Genomic DNA, 20,377 nt, shown 5'->3' with positions numbered 1-20,377 from the left:
AGAGGAGCGCACATGTCAGAGTCCCCCCTGAGGGCGGCCCCCCGGACCGCCGGGGCTTCGCCCGGAGGCCGTCCCGTGCCCGCCGACGGGACCGCGGTGCTCCGCGCCGAGCTCGCCGTCCTGCACCGGATGCTCGTGGACGGCGGGCTGGTCGCGTGGACGGCCGGCAACGTGTCCGCCCGCGTCGGCGAGGACAGCTTCCTGATCAAGCCCAGCGGCGTCCCGTACGAGGACCTCGCCCCCGAGTCGATGGTGCTGTGCGACCTGGAGGGCGAGCCGATCGGGGAGTCGCCGCTCACGCCGTCGAGTGACGTGTTCGCGCACGCCTACGTGTACCGGCACCGGCCGGACGTCGGCGGGGTCGTGCACACGCATTCGACCTACGCGACCGCGTGGGCGGCGCGGAACGAGCCGATCCCGTGCGTGCTGACGGCGATGGCGGACGAGTTCGGCGGGGAGATCCCCGTGGGCCCGTTCGCGCTCATCGGCGGCGACGACATCGGCCGCGGCATCGTGGAGACGCTGGACGGGCACCGCAGCCCGGCCGTCCTCATGCGCAACCACGGGGTCTTCACGATCGGCGCCGGTGCCCGCGCGGCGGTCAAGGCGGCCGTGATGTGCGAGGACGTCGCGAGGACGGTCCACGTGTCGCACCAGCTCGGCGACCCGCTGCCGATCGACGCGGGCGACATCGACCTGCTGTACGACCGCTACCAGAACGTCTACGGGCAGAAGGGCCGGCAATGAGCTTTCCGAATCGCGAGATCTGGTTCCTCACCGGAAGCCAGGGCCTCTACGGCGAGGACACGCTTCAGCAGGTCGCCGAGCAGTCCCAGGCCATCGCCGCGCGGCTCGGCGAGGCGCTGCCCGTGGCGCTGAAGTGGAAGCCGGTCCTGACCGACGCGGCCGCGATCCGCCGCATGTGCGTGGACGCGGGCGCCGACGACTCCTGCATCGGCGTCATCGCATGGATGCACACGTTCTCCCCGGCGAAGATGTGGATCGCCGGCCTGGACGCGCTGACCAAGCCGCTGCTGCACCTGCACACGCAGGCGAACGTCGGTCTGCCCTGGCATTCGATCGACATGGACTTCATGAACCTCAACCAGGCCGCGCACGGCGACCGGGAGTTCGGCTACATCCAGTCGCGGCTCGGCGTCGCACGCAAGACCGTCGCCGGGCATGTCAGCGACCCGGCGGTCGGCGCGCGCGTCTCGGCCTGGGCGCGGGCCGCGGCCGGCCACCACGAGCTTCGCACGCTGAAACTGGCCCGGTTCGGCGACAACATGCGGGACGTCGCGGTCACCGAGGGCGACAAGGTCGAGGCGCAGCTCCGGTTCGGCGTCTCCGTCAACACCTACGGCGTGAACGACCTGGTGGACGTGGTGGACGCCGTCCCGGACGAGGCCGTCACCGAGCTGGTGAAGGAGTACGAGGACCGCTACGACGTCGTCCCGGAGCTGCGGGCGGCCGGCGAGCGCCACGAGTCCCTCCGCTACGGCGCCCGGATCGAGCTGGGGCTGCGGACGTTCCTGGACGAGGGCGGCTTCAAGGCGTTCACCACGAACTTCGAGGACCTCGGCGGGCTCCGGCAGCTGCCCGGCCTGGCCGTCCAGCGGCTGATGGCGGACGGCTACGGATTCGGCGGCGAGGGCGACTGGAAGACCGCGACGCTGCTGCGCACGCTCAAGGCCGCGTCGTCCGGCCTGGCGGGCGGCACCTCGTTCATGGAGGACTACACCTACCACCTGGAACCCGGCAACGAGCTGATCCTCGGCGCGCACATGCTGGAGGTCTGCCCGTCCATCGCGGCCGGACGTCCCGCGCTGGAGATCCACCCGCTCGGCATCGGCGGGCGCGAGGACCCGGTGCGCCTGGTGTTCGACGCCGTGCCCGGCCCGGCCGTCGTGGTGGGCCTCGCCGACATGGGGGACCGGTTCCGGCTCGTCGCGAACGAGATCGAGGTCGTCGCCCCGCCGGAGCCGCTGCCGATGCTGCCGGTCGCGCGCGCGGTGTGGCGCCCGCTGCCCGACCTGCGCACGTCCACCGAGGCGTGGCTGACGGCGGGCGCCCCGCACCACACCGTCCTGTCCGCGGCGCTCGGCACGGAGGAACTGGACGATCTCGCCGAAATGGCCGGGGTCGAGCTGCTCACGATCGACGCCGGCACCACGATGCGGCAGTTCACCAAGGAGATCCGCTGGAACCAGGCGTACCATCGCCTGGCCCAGGGCCTGTAGGAAGGAGCCTGATGAGCGCGGACGAGCGGTACGTCGTCGGCGTCGACTTCGGAACGCTGTCGGGCCGGGCGGTGCTCGTCCGCGTCCGGGACGGCGCCGAGGTCGGCGACGGCGTGCACGAGTACGACCACGGGGTCATCGACACGGAGCTGCCGGGAGGCGGCGAACTCGGCCCCGACTGGGCGCTCCAGGCGCCCCAGGACTGGCTGGACGTGCTGCGTTTCGCCGTCCCGAAGGCACTGGCCGTCGCCGGCGTGAAGGCGTCGCAGGTCATCGGCATCGGCACCGACTTCACCGCCTGCACGGTCCTGCCGGTGACCGCGGACGGGACGCCCCTGTCCGAGCTGCACCCGTCGCGGCCGCATGCCTGGCCGAAGCTGTGGAAGCACCACGCCGCGCAGCCCCAGGCGGACCGGATCAACGCGCTGGCGGCCGAGCGCGGCGAGCCGTGGCTGCGCCGCTACGGCGGCAAGATCTCCTCGGAGTGGGAGTTCGCGAAGGCCCTGCAGCTGCTCGAACAGGATCCCGAGCTGTACGCCGCGGCCGAACGCTGGATCGAGGCCGCCGACTGGATCGTCTGGCAGCTCACCGGCCGGGAGTCGCGCAACATCTGCACGGCCGGCTACAAGGGCATCTACCAGGACGGGAGCTATCCGTCCCGCGAGTTCCTGGCCGCTCTCCACCCCGGCTTCGCCGACTTTGCCGCCAAACTGGGCCACGACCTCGAGCCGCTCGGCGGCCGGGCCGGCACCCTGACCGCGCGGGCCGCCGCGTGGACCGGCCTGCCCGAGGGCATCGCGGTCGCGGTCGGCAACGTCGACGCCCACGTCACCGCCGCCGCGGCCGACGCCGTCCGGCCCGGCCAGATGGTCGCGATCATGGGCACGTCCACGTGCCATGTCATGTCGGCGGACCTGCTCGCCGAGGTCCCCGGCATGTGCGGCGTCGTCGCGGACGGCATCGTGCCCGGCCTGTGGGGCTACGAGGCGGGGCAGTCCGGCGTCGGCGACATCTTCGCCTGGTTCGTCGACAACTGCGTTCCCGCGCAGTACAACCAGGTCGCGGCGGCCGCCGGGCTGACCGTCCACGAGCACCTCACCGCGCTCGCCGAGGCGCAGCCGGTCGGACGGCACGGGCTCGTCGCGCTCGACTGGCACAACGGGAACCGGTCGGTGCTCGTCGACCACGACCTGTCCGGCCTGATCGTCGGGCAGACCCTCGCGACGAGGCCGGAGGACGTCTACCGCGCGCTCATCGAGTCCACCGCGTTCGGCGCCCGCAAGATCGTGGAGACGTTCGAGGCGTCGGGCGTCCCCGTCGAGGAGTTCGTCGTCGCCGGCGGGCTGATGAAGAACGCGTTCCTCATGCAGGTGTACGCCGACGTCCTCCGGCGCCCGCTCTCGCTGATCGGTTCGGCGCAGGGGCCGGCGCTCGGCGCCGCGATCCACGCCGCCGTCGCCGCCGGCGCGCACCCCGACATCACCTCGGCCGCCGCCGCGATGGGCCGCCGCGTACCGTCCGCCTACGTCCCCGACCGGGACCGCGCCGACGCCTACGACGCCCTCTACGAGATCTACGGGTCGCTGCACGACCACTTCGCCGACGGCGCGATCATGCACCGCCTCCGCGCACTCCGCTGACCTGCGGCGGTCCGCGCCCAGAGTGCGGGCCCGCCGCCTTACTGCGGGCGGGTGGAGCCGGAGATGAGGTAGCTGGTCGCGGCGGTGCGGCCTGATGTCCGGCCGACGGCGCTGACCTCGACCGTTCCGGGCGGCGAAGCGCGCAGGAGCTGGTGTTCGAAGCTTCCGTCGCCCGTGGTGGTGAGCTGGTACCGGCTGCGTGCGCCCAGCGGCCAGGTGTAGGCCAGCTCGACGATCTCGCCGGGCTTGAACCCCGTGCCCTTGATCGGGCAGGCCGCGCCGTCGGCCGGGGTCTCGCACGCGGTCAGGCTCACCGGCCCGGTGACTTCCCCGCCGCCCGTCTGCCCGCTGCTCACGCCGACCTCGGTGGGCGGTCCGGGGAGGTTCTGGTGGATGATCAGACGGGCGGTGCCGGCGGTGGCCGTCCGTCTTCTGACGGTGATCTGGCAGGGGTCGCTGTGGACGGCAAGGGTCCGGTGTTCGCAGCCGGTGTGGCCGTAGGCAGCGGCGGCGGGTCCTTGGAGTTCGATCGCGCCGATCCGCAGCGGCAGGGTCCCGGCGTTGGACACGCGCACCGTCCCCTCACATGCCGTCCCCGTGTCGTCGCAGTCCAGTTCCAGCGGTGCGGGCTCTGCCTTGATGTGCAGGCCGGTCCTGGTGGGGTTGCCGCTGAACTCGCCGAGGCCGCGGGCGCCGCCGACCGGGGGAAGCGGCAGGTGCGGGTCGGTGCGCCCGGTGGCGCTGTCGACGATGGTGAACCCGCCGTAGGTGACGGCCAGCGCGACGATGGTGATCATCAGGCCGGCGCCGATGCGCAGCCGGTGCAGCCGACCGACGGTGGCGATCATCGGCCCGAGTGCCGCGCCCGCGGCGGCGGCGGCCATCCGGGTGGTGGGCGACAGGTGCAGCGAGGTGGTGATCAGTGTGCCGACGATAGAGCAGCAGAGCGCACCGAGCATCGCCGGCAGGACCGGCCCGAGGCTGCCTTGACGCTGTTGCGGACTGGCCACCGGGATTCCTCCATCGCCACCGGGGACATTACGGCTGATCATCTGACCTGGTGCTCCGGGCCGTGCCGGGATCGTCGGCGCTGCGCGCCTGCTGGGTCCGCCTGCGCTCGGCTTCGGTGCCGACCGGGTCGTCCACCACCAGGGGCCTGCCGTCGGCGGGAATCCGGGTGTGGTGGTCGGTGGTGTAGAAGCGGACCTCGTGCCCGTCGGGGTCGTGCGTGCCGGGCAGGATCCAGCCGATGGTGGCGAAGTGGACGCCGGCGTGCTCGTCGCCGAGTGCGGCGAGCCGAGCGGCCAGACCCTCGAGCTCCGCCTTGCCCGGCACCCCGATCGCGAAGTAGTCGAAGCCGCTCGCCCGCTGGGCGCGTTCGGGATCGAGGACGAATCCGATCACCGGCCCGCCGTTCGGGTGGGCCATGGTGATCCCGGTCGTCCGGCCGTCCTTGGTGAACTCGATCACCGGCACGTAGCCGAGCCGGGATGCGTACCACGAGCGCGAGCGCTCGATGTCACTGACCGGTAACTTCAGGTGGTGCACCCCGTCCAGAGCAGGAGCGTCGTCGGTGTTCATGGAATTCTTCCCTCGAATTGCAGTGGGACTGCATCATTACAGTTAGACTGCATCAAATGAACGAGCCTGTCAAGGGACTTCGCGCCGCCAGGGTGGCCGAGACCGAACGGCGCATCCTCCGCGCCGCGCGGGAGCTGTTCGTCCGCGACGGCTACCATGCGACGACGTTGACCGCGGTCGCGGACCACGCCAAGGTCGGACACCGGACCGTCTACGTCCGGTTCGGCACCAAGGCGGCACTGCTGCGACACGTGGTCGATGTGGCCGTGGCGGGGGACACCGCAGAACGAGCGGTCGCCGAAAGGGACTGGTACCAGGCGGCCCTCACGGGCCGGACCCTCGCCGACCGGATCGAGGCGCTGGTCGAAGGAACCACCGGCCTGATGGAACGCGCCGCCGATCTGTTCGACGTGGTGCTCCAGGCTCAGGCCACAGAACCCGAGCTGGCGGAAGCCTTCCAGGCCGGCCGCGCCGACACCCGCGAGCTGCTGCACCGATTCGTCCGGAGCGCCCGCACCGATGGCCTGCTCACCGAGACGGCGGACCCGGCGTGGCAGGAAGAGACGGTGGCGCTGGCGGGGCAGGCGGAAACCTACCTGCTACTGCGGCGCACTACGGGATGGGCACCCGGGCAATACCGCGCCTGGCTGCACCGCACCCTGGTGCAGGTGCTGACGGCGCCCCCCCGATGATCGTCAACGGGCCGGGGCCGTACTGCGCCGGACGATCAGCTGGCTCGGCACGAGCTTCGGCACGTCCGGGGCGGCCCCGCCCTCGATGAACTGCGCGATCAGCAGCTCGACGCAGTGCCGGCCGAGGGCGGTGAAGTCCTGCCGGACGGTGGTGAGCGGCGGGGTGAGGAACGCCGCCTCCGGGATGTCGTCGAAGCCGATGACGCTGACGTCGTCCGGCACCCGGCGGCCGCTCTCGTGGATCGCCCACAGCAGCCCGAGCGCGATCTGGTCGTTCGCCGCGAACACGGCCGTCACGTCCCGGTCCGCGGCGAGGACGCGGCCCCGCTCGTAGCCGGACCGGGCGCTCCAGTCGCCGGGCGCGCAGCCCGGGACGTCCGCGCCGGCCTCGGCGAGGGCGTCCCGCCAGCCGCGGGTCCGCTCGTTCGCCTCCGCCCAGTCGGCCGGCCCCGGCAGGTGGTGGACGGTCCGGTGCCCGAGCTCCAGCAGGTAACGGGTCGCCTCGCGCGGGGCCAGGTAGTGGTCGGCCGACACGGTCGGCACCGCCGCCTCCGGCCCCAGCAGGACGGTCGGCAGATCGTCCGGCAGATGGCGCAGCGCCGCCTCCACCGGGACGTGCCCGGGAATCATGATGATCCCGTCCACGCCCTGGTCGCGGAACCGCTCCACCGCTCCAGCGACCGCGCCGTGGCCCGGTGACTCCAGGCTGGCGACGCTGGTGAAGAATTCGGCGGCGCTGGCGTTCCGCTCGATCGCCGCGATGATGGACGCCGGGCCGAACAGCGCCGTGTCGAAGCTGAGGACGCCGAGCGTCCGGGACCGCCCGGTGGCGAGGGCCCGGGCCGCCGCGTTCGGCCGGAAGTCCAGCTGAGCCGCGGCGGCCAGCACCCGGTCCCGGGTCTTCGGGCTGACCATCGGATGGTTCTTGAACACCCGCGACACGGTCTGGTGGGAGACCCCTGCGAGCCGGGCGACATCACGCAGCCCGGGCCGGGCGGGTGGTGTGGTGGTCATGTCACCCCGGAACATACCCCGCCCCGGTCCCCGGGGCGGGGGATTGCCGGTCAGCGCGCCGTCCCGCTGCGCCGCTTCGCCCAGATGTCGAACGCGACCGCCGCGAGCAGCACCAGGCCCTTGATCAGCATGACCCGCTCGCTCGGCGCGCCGAGCAGCGACATGCCGTTGTTGATCACGCCCATGATCAGGCCGCCGGTGATCGCGCCGATCACCTTGCCGACCCCGCCCTGCACGGCCGCGCCGCCGATGAACGCCGCCGCGATCGAGTCCAGCTCGAAGTTCGTCCCGGCGGTCGGGCCGGCCTGGTTGAGGCGTCCGGCGAACACGATGCCCGCGATGGACGCGAGCACGCCCATGTTGACGAACAGCCAGAACGAGACGGACTTGACCTTGATACCGGACAGCTTGGCCGCGAGCGGGTTGCCGCCGAGCGCGTAGACGTGCCGTCCGAACACGGCCCGGTTGGTCACCAGCGTGTAGCCGAGGATGAGCACGCCCAGCAGGACGAGCACCCACGGCATGTTCTTGAACCGCGCGAGCTGCACGGCGATGAACATGACGACCATGACGGCGAGGGCGTTCTTCAGCGCGAACACGACGAGCGGCTCGACCTTCTGCCCGTAGCCGATGCGTCCCTGCCGGTTCCGCCACCCCATCGCGACGTACCCGCCGACCAGCGCGATCGCGACCAGCAGCGTGAACAGGTCGGCGCCGCCGAGCGGCCCGAGCGCGATGTTGCCGAAGTAGCCGGACAGGAACCCGTTCGCGATCGTCCGCACCTGCTCCGGGAACGGTCCGATGCCCTGGTTGCCGAGGACGGTCAGGGTCAGCGCCCGGAACACCAGCATCCCGGCAAGCGTGACGATGAACGCCGGTATCTCGAAGTAGGCGATCCAGTACCCCTGCCAGGCGCCGATCGCGGCGCCGGCGAGGATCGTCAGCAGCACCGCCAGCGGCCATGGCACGTTGTGGTTCACCATCAGCACGGCCGAGATGGCGCCCGTGACCGCCACCACCGATCCCACCGACAGGTCGATGTGCCCGCCGATGATGATCAGGATCATCCCGATCGACAGGATCAGGATGTAGGAGTTCTGGACGATGATGTTGGAGATGTTCTCCGGCGACAGCAGCCGCCCCTCCGTGAGCACCGCGAACAGCGCCACGATCAGGGCGAACGCGATGTAGATCCCGCTCTGCCGCAGGTTGACCGGCAGGGCCCGGCCCGGGGCCGGCCGCTCCGCCGGAGGCGGGGTCACGGCCTGGTCGGCCGGCGCCACGCTGCTCATGTTCTGGTCTCCTCGGTCTGTGTCATGTACTGCATGAGCCGTTCCGGCGTCGCCTCCGCCCGGCTCACCTCACCGGTGATCCGCCCGCCCGCCATCGCGTACACGCGGTCGCAGATCCCGATCAGCTCGGGCAGCTCGGAGGAGATCACCAGCACCGCCCGGCCCTGGTCGGCCATCCGGTTGATGATCGAATAGATCTCGTACTTGGCGCCGACGTCGATGCCGCGCGTCGGCTCGTCCAGGATCAGGACGTCGGCGTCGGTGAACATCCACTTCGACAGCACGACCTTCTGCTGGTTGCCGCCGCTCAGCTGACCGGTCACCGACATGACGCTCGGCGCCTTGATGTTCATCTCCTTGCGGAACCCCTCGGCGACCTCGTACTCGCGGTTGTCGTCCACCCAGCCCGCCTTGGCGAGGCCGCGCAGCCCGGCGGCGGAGACGTTGCGCTTGATGTCCTCGATGAGGTTCAGGCCGTACTTCTTGCGGTCCTCGGTCGCGTAGGCGAGCCCGTGCCGGATCGCGTCGGTGACGGTCCGGATCGTGATCTCCTTGCCGTCCTTGTAGATCCGGCCGGTGATCCCGATGCCGTAGCTGCGGCCGAACACGCTCATCGCGAGTTCGGTCCGCCCGGCGCCCATCAGGCCCGCGAGCCCGACGATCTCGCCGCGGCGCAGCGTCAGGGCGGCGCCGTGCACGACGGTCCGGCCGCGCTGGGTGGGGGAGTGGACGGTCCAGTCCTCGATCCGCAGCACCTCGTCGCCGATCTCGGGGACGTGGTCGGGGAACCGGTGCTCCAGGTCGCGGCCGACCATGCCGGAGATGATGCGGTCCTCGGACACGTCGCCGCTCATGTCGAGCGTCTCGATCGTCCGGCCGTCCCGCAGGATCGTGGTCGAGTCGGCGATCGCGCGGATCTCGTTCAGCTTGTGCGAGATGATCACGCAGGTGATGCCCTCGTCGCGCAGGCCGCGCAGCAGGTCGAGCAGGTGCTCGGAGTCGGCGTCGTTGAGCGCGGCGGTGGGCTCGTCCAGGATCAGCAGCTTCACCCGCTTGGACAGCGCCTTGGCGATCTCCACGAGCTGCTGCTTGCCGACGCCGAGGTCCATCGCCGGCGTCACCGGGTTCTCGTGCAGCCCGACCCGCTTCAGCAGGTCCGCCGCGTCGGCGTTCGTCCGGTTCCAGTCGATGAGCCCGAACCGTCCCCGGCGCTCGTTGCCGAGGTAGATGTTCTCGGCGATCGACAGGTGCGGGCTGAGCGCCAGCTCCTGGTGGATGATGACGATCCCGCGCTGCTCGCTGTCGCGGATGCCGGAGAACCGGCACGGCTCGCCGTCGAACTCGATGTCGCCGCTGTAGTCGCCGTGCGGGTACACGCCGGACAGCACCTTCATCAGCGTCGACTTGCCGGCGCCGTTCTCGCCGCAGATCGCGTGGATCTCACCCCGCCGCACCTCCAGGTTCACGTCCTGGAGGGCCTTGACCGCGGGGAAGGTCTTGGTGATGCCGCGCATCCGCAGTATCGCGTCGGTCATGGTCCTCCTCAGGGAGGCGGGCGGGCGCCGGCACGAGCGCCCGCCCGCGTGGCGCTACTTCAGCTGGCTCTCGGTGTAGTAACCGGTGTCGATGAGCTGCTGCTTGTAGTTGCCCTTGTTGACGATCACCGGGTTCAGCAGGTAGGACGGCACGACCTTCACGCCGTTGTTGTAGTCCTTGGTGTTGTTGACCTCGGGCTTGCCGCCCTTCAGGACCGTGTCCGCCATCTTCACCGTGACCGTGGCGAGCTGCCGCGTGTCCTTGTAGATGGTCGAGTACTGCTCACCCGCGATGATCGACTTGACCGAGGCGACCTCCGCGTCCTGCCCGGTCACGATCGGGTAGGGCTGGCCCGGGGTCCCGTAGCCGCTGGACTTCAGTGCCGACAGGATGCCGATCGACAGCCCGTCGTACGGGGACAGGACGCCCTGCACCTTCGTCCCGCCGCCGTAGGAGCGGGTGATGAGGTCTTCCATGCGCTTCTGCGCCCGCTCCGGTTCCCAGCGCAGCGTCGCGATGGTCTTGAAGTCCTTCTGGCCGCTCTTGATGACGAGGGCCTTCTTGTCGAGGTACGGCTTCAGGGTGTCCATCGCGCCGTTGTAGAAGAACGTCGCGTTGTTGTCGTCCGGCGAGCCGGCGAACAGCTCGATGTTGAACGGGCCCTTCGCCGTGCCCTCCGAGCCGTCCTCCTTCTTCAGCCCGAGCCCGACCAGCAGCGACGTCGCCTGCTGGACGCCGACCTTGTAGTTGTCGAACGTCGCGTAGTAGTCGACGTTCGGGGAGTTGCGGATCAGCCGGTCGTAGGAGATGACCCGGATGCCCTTGTCGGCCGCCGTCTGCAGTTGCGTCGTGAGGGCCGTCCCGTCGATCGACGCGACGATCAGCAGCCGGGCGCCCTTGGTGATCTGGTTGTCGATCTGGTTCGCCTGGGTCGGGATGTCGTTCTCGGCGTACTGGAGGTCGACCTTGTAGCCGAGCTGCTCCAGCTGCTTCTTGACGTTGTCGCCGTCGTGGATCCAGCGCTCCGACGAGCGGGTCGGCATCGTGACGCCGACGAGGGCGCCCGCCGCCGACTTGTTCTCGGCCTTGTTCTTGTCGACGGTCTTCTCCGCCGATCCGCATGCGGTCATGCCGAACGCGAGGCCGAGGCCCAGCGCCAGGCTGACGAGCTTCCTTCGCTTCACGTCTCACCTTAGGGGTGGGTGCTGGTGTTCCGGGACACACTGTTACCGGTCACACTTCCATGTCAAGAGCTCGCTGTGCGCCGCGTCACAACCGTGACCACCCGCCGGGACGAACTCGCCCCACGATTGTTAGCGTTATCACTCCGCACGTCAACACTCTGTGCGCCTTCATCTGCCGGAAACCTTCTGACCAGGGAGAACAGCAACGTTCCGGCGCTCTGTCGCGACGGTCATTGATCGAGTTGTTAGTTAACGCAAACATCCGCCACCGGACTGCCCGGCGGGCGCCGACCGGTTCCGGTGCATTCGCGGACGGTCCGAACCCGGTGGGACCAGCGCGCGTACGAGGAAGCGGGGGCCCTGTGGGATCCGAGACGTTGGGACTGGGAATGGACAGGGATTCGTGAAACCCGCTCAGGGTGGCAACGGTGGCTGACCGGCCCGGCGGCGCCGGGCAGTGGGCGCGGCTTCTGCAGGCGCTGGAGGACGATTGCTCGCTGTGCGGGGGGACGGGCACCACACCGAACGAGCGCTGGCTCGAATGGCACCGGCGCGCCGGCGAGCTGATCGCCGTCGCCCAGGCCGCGCGCCGCGCCCACGAACTGCGTCCCACGCCGGGCTCCGCTCCCGTCGCCGTCCCGGAGCGCGCCACGGCGGAGCCCGCCATCGTGACCGCCGTGGAACGCGCCATCGACGATCACATGAAGGCCCGCCCGTCCGAGCCGGAGAAGGACCGCTGCGAGGCATGCCGGGGCATGGGCAAGCAGCTCACCGCGGCCGGCCGGCAGTTCACCGACCTCCTCGCCCGGCACGGCTTCGTCCGCCGGGAATGACGGGTCTTTTCGGCGGAATGGCGTCCGCCCGCCGGCCCCCGGCAGGACCGGCGGCAGCCGCGTGGCGGACCGCCCTTGACCAGCCATACGTCCGTCAGACGACTCAAAGGGCTCCGTGTCGATGCCCGGAACGCGACTGTAACCTTGGCCTACCACATGCCAGGGAGGCGCTGCGTGGACATCCCGACCTCATGGTTCCGCCAGTCGACATCGAGCAGCGAAGCCTGGCCGATCGACCGTGTCCTGGCGGCCAAGAGGGCTTCGGGCCTGACGGTCACCGTGGTGATTCCGGCGCGCAACGAGGCGGCGACGGTCGGCCAGGTCGTCCGACGCATCCTCGGGGAACTGGTCGAGGGAGCCGGTCTGGTCGACGAAGTCGTCGTCATGGACTCCGACAGCGACGACGACACCGCCCGCACCGCCGCCGCTGCCGGAGCGACCGTCCACCGCACAGTGGACGTCGTGCCGGAGGCGGGCTCCTTTCCCGGTAAGGGGGAGGCGCTGTGGAAGTCGCTGTTCGTGACGAGCGGCGATCTCCTGGTGTTCCTCGACGCCGACCTGACCGTCTGGTCGCCGCAGTTCGTGGTCGGCCTGCTTGGACCGCTCCTTTCCCAGCCGGAAGCGCTGCTGGTGAAGGGGCACTACCACCGGCTGTCACCGCCCGGATCCGCGGATGACGAGGACGGTGGCAGGGTGACCGAACTCGTGGCCCGGCCGTTGCTCAACCTGCTGTGGCCCGACCTGGCCGGGGTGGTCCAGCCGCTGGCCGGTGAGTGGGGCGTACGGCGGTCCCTGCTGGAAGCACTGCCGATCCCGGTCGGGTACGGCGTCGAACTGGCCACCCTGATCGACACCTTCGAGCGGCACGGCCTGAACGCACTCGCACAGGTGGACCTGGGCCGGCGCGGGCACCGCAACCAGCCGGTCCGCGACCTCGGCGTGATGGCGGCCGAGCTGCTTGGGGTCGTCCACCGCCGCGGCGCGCTGATCCCGGGCGGCGCCCTTTCCCCTTCGCTGCGGCAGTACGACCCGGTCACGGGCTGGACGGTCCGGCCGGTGCCGACGGCCGAACGTCCGCCGGCGGTCTCCGAGCCCTCGTACGCCGGCAGGCGGCTTGAGGCGACGCGGTGAGGTTCGGTGAGCGGCTCGCCGGTGGGGACCTGCTCGTCATGGCCATCGTCAACCGCACACCCGATTCCTTCTACGACCGAGGGGCCACGTTCGCCTTCGACCGGGCGCTCGCGCGCGTCGACGAGGTCGTCGCCGAGGGCGCCGACATCATCGACGTCGGAGGGGTCAAGGCCGCCCCCGGCGCCGAGGTGGACGTCGCCGACGAGATCGACCGGACGGTCCCGCTCATCGCCGCGATCCGGAAGCGGTACCCCGATCTGATCATCAGCGTCGACACGTGGCGGCACGAGGTCGCACGCGAGGCCTGCCTGGTCGGCGCCGATCTGCTCAACGACGCCTGGGGCGGGGTGGACGCCCTGCTGGCCGAGGTCGCCGCCGAATTCGGCGCGGGCCTCGTCTGCACCCATGCCGGGGGCCTGCCCCCGCGGACACGTCCGCACCGGCTGGAGTACGACGACGTCGTCGCCGATGTGATCGACCGGACGACGGGGCTGGCCGAACGAGCGGTGGCCGCCGGCGTCGATCCGGCCGGCATCGTCATCGACCCCGGCCATGACTTCGGGAAGAACACCTGGCACTCGCTGGAGGTCACCCGCCGCGTGGACGAGCTCGTCGCCACCGGATGGCCGGTCCTGGTGTCCCTGTCCAACAAGGACTTCGTCGGCGAGTCCCTGGGCCTGCCGGTCGATCAGCGCATGTTCGGCACGCTCGCGGTGAGCGCGGTGTGCGCGTGGCAAGGGGCCCGGGTCTTCCGCGCGCACAATGTCGCCGCGACCCGGCAGGTACTCGACATGGTCGCGGTGACCCGCGGCCTGAAGCCACCCGCGCGGACCGTCCGCGGACTCGCATGATCGTCGCCGCCGCCTGCATCCCCCAGCCTCCGCTCCTGCTGCCCGGGCTGACCGGCGGCCCGGTCGCCGAGGTCGAAGAGCTGCGGGCCCGCATCCAGCAGGCCGTGACACTGATGATCGAGCAGGCACCCGACGAGGTGATCGTGGTTGGCGCGGCACAAACGACCGGACACTATCCGCGTGACGCCCCAGCACCGGCGGGACGTCTGGCCCCCGCCGTCGACCGCCGTCCAGAACAGACCCCGCTGCCGTTGCCACTCGCAATCGGCCGGGCGGCACTCGAAGGGCATCAGGTCTCGTACGTCCTTCAGGGTGTAGAAGACTCCGCCCCACCCGCCCGCTGTCATGCACTGGGCGCCGGCCTGGCCCGCGGCCCCGGCCGGACCGCGCTGCTGGTCGCCGCCGACGGCAGCGCCCGACGAGGCGAAAAGGCCCCAGGGCACCTGGACCCCCGAGCACCGGCGCTCGACGACCAGGTCGCACGCGCCCTCGACAACGCCGACACCACAGCGCTGCGAGCCCTGGACCCGCAACTATGCGCGGACCTGCTACTGACCGGCCGCCCCGCCTGGCAAGTGCTGGCCGGAGCCTGCGAGAGCAGCTCATGGTCTACACACCGCCTATACGAGGCAGCCCCCTTCGGCGTCGCCTACCACGTAGTGACCTGGCACCCGATGGTGTGAGCGGGCGACGGGGATCAACCCCAGGCAGCGGCCGGGGCTTGACCTCAAGTTTGCTTGAGGGAGCACCGTGATCCTCATGAGCCCAACGAACATCGCCGCGGCGACACGTGAGTCCGAGATCGAAGCGTTGAGGCAAGTGGTCGCCGCGGTTGAGCACTCCCAGAACAACGAGCTGCCCGACGAGTTCGCCGGCCTGTTCCGAGACGACGCCATCTGGACGACGGGCGGCGGCAAGCGACTCTTCGGCCGTGAGGCGATCTCCGCTTTCACACATCAGGTGCTGCCAGGCGGCATGCGGGGCTCGACGGTCACGTTCGAGGTGGAACACGTGCTGTTCATCCGTCCCGACGTCGCGGCCGTCAAGGTACGCCAGGTGTATGAGACACCGGACGGACAGGAGGTGGGCACGCCGATGTTCGTCATGTCGAAGGAGGAAGGGCAGTGGCGCCTGACCGCCTGCCAGAACACCAGTGTGCTCGACGACGAGTGACCGTGGCCGGACGTTGAGCAGCAGGCTCAGTCCTCGTAGTCGTACTGGCGCATCTCGCTCCACTCGTCAAGCCGTTCGTCCATCACCCTGGCCAGCTCGGCGAAGTGCCTGGGGCACTCCCATTCCTCGCGGGTGAAGGGTCCCCCGGGCTCCTGATGTTCGCCGGGTTCGTAGACGGCCTTGAGAGCATCGAAGGGATCGGACCGCGCCATCACATTTCCGAGGGCGGCCTTCTTCGATGCCGCGAACCACGGATGGAGCCCGTCCGCGTGCCGGCACGGAGCGCCGAGCGGCGCGCGGTCGACCTTCCCGGCGACCCGGCGTACCTCGTCGTATCCGGCTCTGGACATGCCCGGATAGTTGGTGAGAACGGCGCCGCAAAGCGCGACGAACAGCAGCAGCCGGTCCTCGGGCGCGCCGACACCGGATTCCCAACGTTGCGCGGCCCACAATCCTGCCTCGTCGGCGTCCTTGTCGCTCCTGTAGCGCCTCCGAATCGTGTCGAGCAGCCTGTGCAGGTCGACGCGGCCGTCAGGGCGCAAATAGGTCTCGTCCAGGTGGGAAAGGTCTGGCGCATCGAACAGACGCGCCAGCCCGCGGCGGAGCTCGGCAAGGGCCGCGTCGGCGACCGATGTCAGGTGAGCGGGACACAGCAGCTCGTCCAGCGATCCGTGGTCCGCCCATTCACCGTACTCATCGGCGCTGTCGTGCGCGTAGTACGCCTGCCCTCCGGGAGTGGACAGCTGTACCCCGAGCTCGGCAAGGGTCGTGATGTTCTTCTCGACGGGCGGGTGCCCCTCGTGTCCGCAGCCCTCCCACCCCTCCGGCTCGCCGCGGGCCGCCTCCAGCGCCTCGATCATCTCCTCCAGCACATGCCGCGAACCGATCTGGCCGGAGGTGGCGTACCAGGTGAGCGCGTGGAGCACCATGATCCAGCCGCCGCGTCCCGGCCCACCCGGATCGCCCGCCAGCTGCGACGAGCAGAGGGCGATGGTGCCCGAAGGCGAGCCATAGGGGTAGCCCTCGATGAGGTTGCCGAGTTCGCGTGTCAGCTCCTTGTCGCTGGTGTCCTCGGGCGGCTCCCCGCCGATGTCGTTCTCGTTCATGATCGACAGACGTACGCCGCACGCCCCCGGTTCCGAGAGCCGGCCGGACGGGCGCAGAGGGCCCGGCGAGGGAGCGACTCCGCTTCGGCGAAATGGTGGCTTCACGTCGCGCCGACCTCCAGCAACAGCCAGCGATGAGGATGGCCCCCGGTGCCCACCATCCGGGGATGCGGTCGCGGTCGATGCTGTCCTCTGGCAGCCCGTCCACCGGCTCCGGGGCGACCCACGAGCCCGACATCTCGCCGAGGACACGGAAGTTCTCCTGTCTCTCCTGGCGGGGATCTACCGCGAGACGGCGAGCAAGAACCCCACCGACGCGCAACTGCAACTGCGCGTTCAATTTCAGCAGCCCTACCGGGGCTGCCACGCCAGCGAGGTCAGCCCAATGGCTAGGAAGCAGTAATCACGCCAGCCACTCGGCGTCGTCGGTGAAGACCGCGGAGATCTGATCCGCATCGTGAGTGGCGAAGGCCTTCCAGGCGTTCCGGACGATGGCCCTCCTGTGTTGCGACATGCCCGCGACCCTAGACGGACGCGGCCGAGAGGGCTGGCAAGATTTCGACGGCGACCGCCCGCCTGGTGAGCAGGGGCGAGGCGACGACGGACGGCGGGCCTATCGGCAGACGGTTCCGGCAAGGGGAAGCCGGGTCGAGATCAGATAGTCGTCGATGCGGGACGTGGCGCAGGACGTCCTGAGGTAGGAGCTGTGCCCGTTCCCGCCGTTCTCGTCGTTCACCAGGAGCCCGGACCCTTGGATGTGGGACGACAGGCTGCGCGCCCATGACAGCGGGGTCGCGGGGTCGTGGGTGTTGCCGACCACGAGCACGGGCGGGACGCCGCGGACGTTCAGCGGCCGTTGCGGGTTCGTCGGCGGGATCGGCCAGCCGAGACATCCCGTCGTCATGTCCCAGAACTCCGACGTGCCCTTCATGTGCGGCGCGAGCCGCCTGACACGGTCGAGCCGGGCGCGGAGATCACGGTAGCCCGTGATGCCGTGGGCGATGTCCAGGCGCAGGATCGACCGGTAGGCCGACGTACTCGCCGGGTCGTCGAGGGCCGAGGCGCGCACGGACGAAAGGATCTGGGCGTCGCCGTGCTCGGCCTGGACGATGCCGTTGGCCAGGCCGTTGCCGTATTCAGGGAGCTGGTTGAGGAAAACGTAGGCGACATAGCGCAGTTCCTCGCCGGTCAGCGGACGGTCGTCCTTGACCGGGATCGGCTCGCGTTCGGCCCTGGCAAGGAGCCTGTCCCACACCTGGGCGACGTCGCGACCGTGCAGTGCGCACGCCGGCGTCTGGGCACACCACTGCGCGAAGCGCCCGAAGGAATCCTCGACGGCCACGACGGCGTCGGCGACCAGCCGCTCGGAACCCAGACTGTGGTCCACCGCGCCGTCCAGCGCCACCGCGCGCACCCTGCCCGGGAACAGCCGCGCGTACTCGGTGCCCAGCATGCTGCCGTAGGACTTGCCCAAGAAGCTGATCTTCGACTCGCCCAGCGCGGCCCTGACCGCGTCGAAGTCGCGGGCCACGCTCGTGGTGTCGATCTCGCGCACCAGGGGGCCGGTGCCCGACAGGCAGCTCAGGCCGACGGCCCGGTTGTGCGCCATCAGTTCGCGGTAGCCGGCAGGGGTCCGGGGGAACTGCGTCACGGCCGGGTCGTGGACCGGGCGCCCGCAGGTTACGGCCGAGCTTTCACCCACCCCGCGCGGGTCGATGCCCACCACGTCGAACCGGCGCAGCAACGCGTCGCTGACGGCGTACGCCGGGTAGTCGCGCAGCAGCATCGCCGCCTGGCCGCCGGGACCGCCGGGATTGAAGAACAGCGTGCCCAGGGGCTTCCCGGTGGCCTTGCGGCGCACGACGGACAGCTTGATCTTGCGGCCGGTCGGAGCGGCCCAATCGAGCGGGACCTCGACGTTGCCGCACTCGGCTTGTCTCTCGCCGCAGGGCCGCCAGGAGATCGGCGGCGCATGGGCAGGGACGGTCGCGGGGGGCAGCGCCAGGAAGAGCGCCAGAAGTGCGCTGTTCACGGTGACCATGCTGCTCGCGTGCGGGCTCGGCAGCCTCGGCCGAAAGGCCGATCCGCCTCGGCCGTCCGACCGTGTTCGCCGCAATCGCCCGGTGCGATTGTGGACGGTGCAGCACAGCGCGGTTCTTGATTCGCTGGAGACCAGCGGGGAGTCGGTCGGCGACTGGGCCCGCCTGCCGGTCGCGTCGTACCGGCCGGTGTACGACGCGATGGTGGCGGAGATGGCCCGCCGCGGCCTCGACTGCCGGGGCCTCCCGCCAGTGTGGGCGTGGCTCGGTCCGGACACCCGCGACAACGCGGTAGCCGTGACGGCCGAGTCCCTCCTCTGCCCGGAGACCGACGAGGAGTACGCCCGCTACGTCGTCCTGGACCTGGATGTGCCGGACGAGATGGTCTTGCTCAGTTCATACGGACGCTGGAACGACTGCTCGGTGACCGCCCTCTGGAGCCGTTCGCACCGGAGCAGGAAGAAGACTAGCCGCAGCCGCCGCGGATCCAACGATTCCAGGGCGTGCCCGTCAAGGACAAAGATTTCGCCCGGCTCAGCCCTCTCGGTCACGTCCACCTAAGCGCCTGGACCGCTACGCCATCCCAGCGTCCGCTCGCGCCGAAGGACTCCGCCCACTCGGAGGGATCCCGACCTACCCCCGAGGGGTCTGACGGTCACACCGTCCAGAAGGCGGCGTAATCGCCCTCGACCATTGCGGCGACCGGCGGGGCGCCCACGGTCGGCGGCGGGTCGGTCTGAGGACAGTCCTCCCCGGGCATCGCTTGCCATCACAGTCTGTTCGCGGACGATTCACATTGTGACGAGGTGGTCATTGAAGTACGACCACGAACAAAGCAGAGGAGAGGTACATGCCCCACACCCGAGCGGTGTCCTTCGATGGTGACGACACCCTGTGGGACTTCGGGACCGCGCTGCGCGCGGGCTTGGAGGCGGCCGTGCGGTGCTTCCACACCGAGGGTCTCGCGCAGCACGACGGCACGCCGGTGACCGCCGAATGGCTGTCGAAGCTGCGCGCGGAGGTGGCGGCCCGGCCGGAATGGCGGGACGCCAGGATCGCGGAGATCAGGATGGAATCGCTGCAGAAAGCGACCGAGCACACCGGGGCCCGTGCCGGGTTCGCCGCCGAGGTCTTCGACCAATTCATGGCGGTCAGGCATGACAGCGTGCGGGTCTACCCGGAAACGCTGGCGTGCCTGACGGACCTGGCACAGTGCGGGTGGCGCCTGGCGCTGATCACCAACGGCAACAGCGATCCCTCCCGGCTCGGGCTGGACGCGCTGCTGGAAGTGCAGGTGTACGCGGACGACTGCGGACTGCGCAAGCCCGACCCCGCCATCTACCGGCACGCTGCCAAGCGGCTCGGAACGACACCCGAGTCCTGTGTCCATGTGGGCGACCACCCGGAGCAGGACGTGACCGCTTCACATGCGGCCGGGATGCGACCGGTGTGGCTCAACAGGGGCGGTCTCGACCGCCCTGCGGGGACGGCACCGTCGCTGGAAATCGCCAGCCTGGCGGAACTCCCGCCACTGCTGGACGCACCCGTCGCCGGCTGAACCGGCTGACAGACAAGTAGTCAGAAAGGCGGGGGATCCCTCACGGACCCCCGCCTCTCGCTCTTTCACGGATCGTCCAAGGCGCCCTTGACCGGTTCCGGCATCAACACATCGGGTCGGGGAGCCCCGCGCCCTTCCAGTCCAGCCGGTAACGGCCTTGTCCGTCGGATGGCCTTAGAGATCGGTCCGTGTCACGATGTGCGGCATGGTGTCGACGCGAAAGGGCTATGCCGCGTAGACGGCCCGGCCAGCTCCGCCGAGCGGAGCCTTAAACCCTCCCGCCCGCAGGCCGAGGACTCGTGGCGTGCATCCCTGGGGTGTCGCCCTACGGCATGACCTTGCTGATCCGGTTCGAGCTTCGCCGCAGAGGTCCAGGGACAACAGCGCAAGCCCTACGACTCTGGGAATCTGTCCTGAACGATCCCCACCACCGCCTGTACGACCCGAGCCATGAGGGCTGCGGCTTCTGGGAGTGCTGCACCGATCCCTGGGAGGTGCGGGCCTACT

Annotated in this window: 19 protein-coding genes; 11 read left to right on the top strand and 8 right to left on the bottom strand. The window is 70.1% G+C overall.

The window, feature by feature from the left end:
• Nucleotides 1-12 precede the first annotated feature (12 nt).
• Genes ACQPXG_RS33815 through araB form a run of 3 tightly spaced genes read left to right on the top strand, consistent with a single transcriptional unit; the run spans nucleotide 13 to nucleotide 3,880 of the window.
• The gene (locus ACQPXG_RS33815) at nucleotides 13-747 is read left to right on the top strand and encodes an L-ribulose-5-phosphate 4-epimerase (RefSeq protein ID WP_433463192.1); all 735 of its coding nucleotides are present in this window, start codon (nucleotides 13-15) and stop codon (nucleotides 745-747) included.
• Entirely contained in the window at nucleotides 744-2,240 is a 1,497-nt protein-coding gene (gene araA / locus ACQPXG_RS33810) for an L-arabinose isomerase (protein ID WP_433463191.1), read from the top strand. Before ACQPXG_RS33815 ends, araA begins: the two co-directional genes overlap by 4 nt.
• An 11-nt stretch (nucleotides 2,241-2,251) precedes the next feature.
• Nucleotides 2,252-3,880 carry a ribulokinase gene (gene araB / locus ACQPXG_RS33805; RefSeq protein WP_433463190.1) on the top strand — a complete coding sequence of 543 codons (1,629 nt, stop codon included), beginning with the start codon at nucleotides 2,252-2,254 and terminating at the stop codon, nucleotides 3,878-3,880.
• Nucleotides 3,881-3,918: 38 nt separating this feature from the next.
• Here the strand turns inward: araB and ACQPXG_RS33800 are convergent, their stop codons facing one another.
• A complete protein-coding gene (locus ACQPXG_RS33800; RefSeq protein ID WP_433463189.1) occupies nucleotides 3,919-4,890 on the bottom strand; it encodes a hypothetical protein in 972 nt (323 codons plus the stop codon).
• A gap of 28 nt (nucleotides 4,891-4,918) precedes the next feature.
• On the bottom strand, nucleotides 4,919-5,461 hold the full coding sequence (locus ACQPXG_RS33795) for a VOC family protein (protein ID WP_433463188.1): 543 nt from the start codon (nucleotides 5,459-5,461) through the stop codon (nucleotides 4,919-4,921).
• Between the two features lie 56 nt (nucleotides 5,462-5,517).
• Between ACQPXG_RS33795 and ACQPXG_RS33790 the strand changes: the two genes are divergently transcribed.
• Entirely contained in the window at nucleotides 5,518-6,153 is a 636-nt protein-coding gene (locus ACQPXG_RS33790) for a TetR/AcrR family transcriptional regulator (protein ID WP_433463187.1), read from the top strand.
• Nucleotides 6,154-6,156: 3 nt separating this feature from the next.
• Here ACQPXG_RS33790 and ACQPXG_RS33785 read toward each other — a convergent pair whose 3' ends face one another.
• From ACQPXG_RS33785 to chvE, 4 genes are read right to left on the bottom strand one after another with little or no spacing between them, the layout of a single operon-like run.
• Complete coding sequence (locus ACQPXG_RS33785) at nucleotides 6,157-7,167, bottom strand: LacI family DNA-binding transcriptional regulator (RefSeq protein WP_433463186.1); 1,011 nt, start codon at nucleotides 7,165-7,167, stop codon at nucleotides 6,157-6,159.
• A gap of 50 nt (nucleotides 7,168-7,217) precedes the next feature.
• Nucleotides 7,218-8,459, bottom strand: a complete 1,242-nt coding sequence (mmsB, locus tag ACQPXG_RS33780; protein ID WP_433463185.1) for a multiple monosaccharide ABC transporter permease — start codon at nucleotides 8,457-8,459, stop codon at nucleotides 7,218-7,220.
• The gene (mmsA, locus tag ACQPXG_RS33775) at nucleotides 8,456-9,994 is read right to left on the bottom strand and encodes a multiple monosaccharide ABC transporter ATP-binding protein (protein WP_433463184.1); all 1,539 of its coding nucleotides are present in this window, start codon (nucleotides 9,992-9,994) and stop codon (nucleotides 8,456-8,458) included. The genes mmsB and mmsA overlap by 4 nt, the downstream gene beginning before the upstream one ends.
• 54 nt (nucleotides 9,995-10,048) lie before the next feature.
• The gene (gene chvE / locus ACQPXG_RS33770; RefSeq protein WP_433463183.1) at nucleotides 10,049-11,179 is read right to left on the bottom strand and encodes a multiple monosaccharide ABC transporter substrate-binding protein; all 1,131 of its coding nucleotides are present in this window, start codon (nucleotides 11,177-11,179) and stop codon (nucleotides 10,049-10,051) included.
• Between the two features lie 428 nt (nucleotides 11,180-11,607).
• Here chvE and ACQPXG_RS33765 point away from each other — a divergent pair, with 428 nt between their 5' ends.
• The 5 genes from ACQPXG_RS33765 to ACQPXG_RS33745 all read left to right on the top strand — a co-directional run bounded on the left by ACQPXG_RS33765 (nucleotide 11,608) and on the right by ACQPXG_RS33745 (nucleotide 15,167).
• A complete protein-coding gene (locus ACQPXG_RS33765) occupies nucleotides 11,608-12,012 on the top strand; it encodes a hypothetical protein (RefSeq protein ID WP_433463182.1) in 405 nt (134 codons plus the stop codon).
• Nucleotides 12,013-12,186: 174 nt separating this feature from the next.
• Nucleotides 12,187-13,143, top strand: coding sequence for a glucosyl-3-phosphoglycerate synthase (locus tag ACQPXG_RS33760; protein ID WP_433463181.1), 957 nt, complete (start codon nucleotides 12,187-12,189; stop codon nucleotides 13,141-13,143).
• Nucleotides 13,144-13,181: 38 nt separating this feature from the next.
• Nucleotides 13,182-13,994: a dihydropteroate synthase gene (gene folP / locus ACQPXG_RS33755; RefSeq protein WP_433470097.1), complete on the top strand. Its 813-nt coding sequence runs from the start codon at nucleotides 13,182-13,184 to the stop codon at nucleotides 13,992-13,994.
• On the top strand, nucleotides 13,991-14,677 hold the full coding sequence (locus ACQPXG_RS33750; RefSeq protein WP_433463180.1) for a hypothetical protein: 687 nt from the start codon (nucleotides 13,991-13,993) through the stop codon (nucleotides 14,675-14,677). Before folP ends, ACQPXG_RS33750 begins: the two co-directional genes overlap by 4 nt.
• A gap of 76 nt (nucleotides 14,678-14,753) precedes the next feature.
• Nucleotides 14,754-15,167 carry an SgcJ/EcaC family oxidoreductase gene (locus tag ACQPXG_RS33745; protein ID WP_433470096.1) on the top strand — a complete coding sequence of 138 codons (414 nt, stop codon included), beginning with the start codon at nucleotides 14,754-14,756 and terminating at the stop codon, nucleotides 15,165-15,167.
• Between the two features lie 26 nt (nucleotides 15,168-15,193).
• Here the strand turns inward: ACQPXG_RS33745 and ACQPXG_RS33740 are convergent, their stop codons facing one another.
• Together ACQPXG_RS33740 and ACQPXG_RS33735 are read right to left on the bottom strand one after the other, a co-directional pair.
• Nucleotides 15,194-16,273 carry a hypothetical protein gene (locus ACQPXG_RS33740; RefSeq protein WP_433463179.1) on the bottom strand — a complete coding sequence of 360 codons (1,080 nt, stop codon included), beginning with the start codon at nucleotides 16,271-16,273 and terminating at the stop codon, nucleotides 15,194-15,196.
• A gap of 613 nt (nucleotides 16,274-16,886) precedes the next feature.
• Nucleotides 16,887-18,305, bottom strand: a complete 1,419-nt coding sequence (locus ACQPXG_RS33735) for an alpha/beta hydrolase (RefSeq protein ID WP_433463178.1) — start codon at nucleotides 18,303-18,305, stop codon at nucleotides 16,887-16,889.
• 1 nt (nucleotide 18,306) lies between these two features.
• Here ACQPXG_RS33735 and ACQPXG_RS33730 point away from each other — a divergent pair, with 1 nt between their 5' ends.
• Both ACQPXG_RS33730 and ACQPXG_RS33725 read left to right on the top strand, forming a co-directional pair.
• Nucleotides 18,307-18,873 carry a DUF3841 domain-containing protein gene (locus ACQPXG_RS33730; RefSeq protein WP_433463177.1) on the top strand — a complete coding sequence of 189 codons (567 nt, stop codon included), beginning with the start codon at nucleotides 18,307-18,309 and terminating at the stop codon, nucleotides 18,871-18,873.
• Nucleotides 18,874-19,162: 289 nt separating this feature from the next.
• Nucleotides 19,163-19,870, top strand: a complete 708-nt coding sequence (locus ACQPXG_RS33725) for an HAD family hydrolase (protein WP_433463176.1) — start codon at nucleotides 19,163-19,165, stop codon at nucleotides 19,868-19,870.
• Nucleotides 19,871-20,377 lie beyond the last annotated feature (507 nt).

The sequence above is a fragment of the Spirillospora sp. CA-128828 genome, assembly GCF_050945415.1.
Lineage (GTDB): Bacteria > Actinomycetota > Actinomycetes > Streptosporangiales > Streptosporangiaceae > Spirillospora.
The sequence above is the reverse complement of the archived record's forward strand: the minus strand, read 5'-3'. Positions and strand labels throughout refer to the sequence as shown.